Source organism: Sphingobium sp. Ant17 (genome assembly GCF_000588875.1).
Lineage (GTDB): Bacteria > Pseudomonadota > Alphaproteobacteria > Sphingomonadales > Sphingomonadaceae > Sphingobium.
Window position 1 is genome coordinate 1 of the sequence record NZ_JEMV01000150.1, and the last position, 2,673, is coordinate 2,673.

2 protein-coding genes are annotated in these 2,673 nt (G+C 64.4%); both read right to left on the minus strand.

From position 1 onward, the window contains the following. Positions 1-215 precede the first annotated feature (215 nt). Positions 216-1,025 carry an IS21-like element helper ATPase IstB gene (gene istB / locus BF95_RS24865; RefSeq protein ID WP_007686496.1) on the minus strand — a complete coding sequence of 270 codons (810 nt, stop codon included), beginning with the start codon at positions 1,023-1,025 and terminating at the stop codon, positions 216-218. Beyond that, positions 1,025-2,530 (minus strand): IS21 family transposase, encoded by a 1,506-nt coding sequence (gene istA / locus BF95_RS24870; protein ID WP_007686498.1) that lies wholly within the window; start codon positions 2,528-2,530, stop codon positions 1,025-1,027. Before istA ends, istB begins: the two co-directional genes overlap by 1 nt. Between the last annotated feature and the right edge of the window lie 143 nt (positions 2,531-2,673).

Consider the following 2,673-nt stretch of genomic DNA (forward strand, 5'->3'; position numbering starts at 1 on the left):
GCCGATAGGTGGCCGCGCCGGTTGGTGAATTCTGGCTACCATTTGCTGTTGCGAGGAGCAACCGTCGAGCGACAATTACGACGCTGGGTAATTGTCGCTGGCGCTGGCCGGAAGCGAGGGTTTGAAGCGCATGGGATGGTTGGCATGTAATTGCCGCTGGCGACAATTACCCGTTGCCTCAGCAAGGGTGCTCCCGAGCGCGAAGCCAGCGACAATTATGATGGCCGGTCCGGGGCGCCATTGGGCGGGTCGTAATCGCCGGCGTTGATGCGGGCGACGGCGGAACGCTTGCGGTAGCTTTCGCCGTTCATCTCGATGATGGTCGAGTGGTGCACGAGGCGGTCGATCGCGGCGACAGTCATGGCGGGATCAGGGAAGACGTTGTCCCATGCCGAAAATGGCTGGTTGGCGGTAATGGCGAGCGAGTGGCGTTCGTAGCGGTGGGCGATGAGCTCGAACAAGGCGCTGGTTTCGACCTGGTCCTTGCGGACGTAGGACAGATCGTCGAGCACGATGAGATCGAACTTGTCGAGCTTGTCGAGCATGGCGGGCAGGCTGAGGTCGCGGCGCGCGGACTGGAGCTTCTGGACCATGTCGGTGGTGGAGCAGAACAGGACGCGCCGCCCCGTGTCGATGAGGGCATGGCCAATAGCGGCAACTGCGTGCGTCTTGCCGGTCCCGCTCTGGCCGAACAGCAGCAGGTTGCCGCCGTTCTCGATCCAGTCGTCACCGGCGGCGAGGGACAAGAGGTGCGGTTTGCGGATGCCGGGGGCGGCGTCGAAATCGAAGGTGGCGAAGGTCTTGCCTGCGGGCAAGCCGGACTGGTCGCGATGGCGCTGGATGCGCCGGGAGGAGCGATCAGCCATCTCGATCTCGAGAAGCGAGGCCAGCAGGTTGGCGGCCGGCCAGCCATCGCGATCGGCGGTGTCGGTGAGGCGCTTCCAGTTGCGGTTGATGCTCGGCAGGCGCAAGGCCTTCAGCAGGGTAGGCAGTACGGCGGCGGCCTGATCCTTGGTGCGCGTCATCAGTGCACCTCCCCGCTGGCGATCAGGCTGTTGTAGCTGTGCAGATCGGGTGGCGGGATAGCGACATCGCGCTGCGATCTTGCGGTTGGCAGGAACTCGTCCCTGAGCGCATCGACATCGGGCAAGCGCCCGCTGTCGAGAGCCTCATCGATCCGCCGGGCCAGCACGTCGACACAGTCGCCCCTGGCGGCGATATCGAGCAGCGCGACGGCATCGCGGCAGGCCTGCCGTCCATCGAGTTGGGCATCGAAGGCTTGCCAGGCCCGCCGGTAGGCGTGATCGGGGAAGAGGGCTTCGCGGTAGACGAGGTTGCGCAGTGCACCGGGCTTGCGGCGCAGGTTACCGATCATGTGCCGGAAATCGATGCTATGCCCCCGGTGGGGATGACTGATCCGCACACGCGGCGTGGACATTACCCTGTCCGGACCGAGGAAGAGCTCGATGCGATCGTCAAAGAGATGCGCGTTGAGGCGCCGTCCGACGAGGCGGGAAGGCACCGAATAGGTAACCCGATCGATGGCGACGGTGCCGTTGCGGGTGACATCGACGGTGACCATGGCGAAATCGGTGGTTCGCCTTGCGGGCAGCGCCTTGAGTACCCTGCGTTCTGCATCGATGCGCGCAGCATGCCGCCGGTTCTGTCTGGCGACCTGCGCCTCAACGAACTCGCGCCAGGCCTCGATGCTGACGAAATCGCGGCTGCCCCGCCGGCGTAAGGCCTGATCGAGCCGTCGCTTGAGATGGGCATGGGGACCTTCGATCGATCCGTTCTCGTGCGCCTCGCCGCGGTTGTTGCGGGTAGCAAGCATGCCGTAATGACGACACAGCTCGTCATAGCTTCGGGTGAAATCCCGCTGCGCATCGGCGTCGAGGTTTTTGTAGGCGGCTGACAGGGAATCGCTGCGGTGTTCGGCCGGCGCACCGCCCAGCTTCCACAACGCATCCTGCAGGTGCTCCGAAAGGGCGGCAAAGCTCTCCCCGCCCAGCACGACAGCCGCATGCTCCCAGCCACTCGCCGCCAAGCGGAAGTGGTAGAGGCGATAGGCCAGGGTCTCGCCGGCAACGGTGACCTTGAGACTGTCGCATACCGTGAAATCCGACAGGCCCTGCCGACCGGGCTCATGATGCTGCGGGAAGAAGATCTCCTTCTCGCCGCCGTGCAGTGCCCGCCAGCGGGCGATCCGGCGTTCCAGTGTTCGTCGTATCGCATCGGGAACAGCATCCTCGCCGAACTCGTCCTGGAGCGTCTCGAAGACCGTGACGGCAATGATACCGTCGATCTGGAGCAACTCCTCTATACGTGGCCAGAATGGCTCGAGCGGATCGGCGCGGGTGCGCCAATGGCGCTCCTTCTTCTTCTGGGACGGAAGCTGCGGATCGTTCTCGATCCGGCGTGCGCTGCGTTCGCTGATACCGGCCTTGGCAGCCGCGACGGCCTGGGTGTGTTGGCGACGATGGGTCATGAAGAGAAATACCTGCTGATCGGAAATGTGGTGGCCCGGCATCGCAAACCCATCGCTCGTTGTTCGATGAGTGTTCCGATACCACCGCCCGCCACAGCCCCCGATCTGCCCCCCCGAAAGAAGGGGGAAAAAAGATCGCCACCGGTTGTCTGGTCCGCTCTCCGGTCGGGGGCTGCGCCCCTCCC

Coding starts and splice junctions, on each gene's coding strand:
- istB (WP_007686496.1), bottom strand. CDS start 1,025: ATGACGCGCACCAAGGATCAGGCCGCCGCCGTACTGCCTACCCTGCTG.
- istA (WP_007686498.1), bottom strand. CDS start 2,530: ATGCCGGGCCACCACATTTCCGATCAGCAGGTATTTCTCTTCATGACC.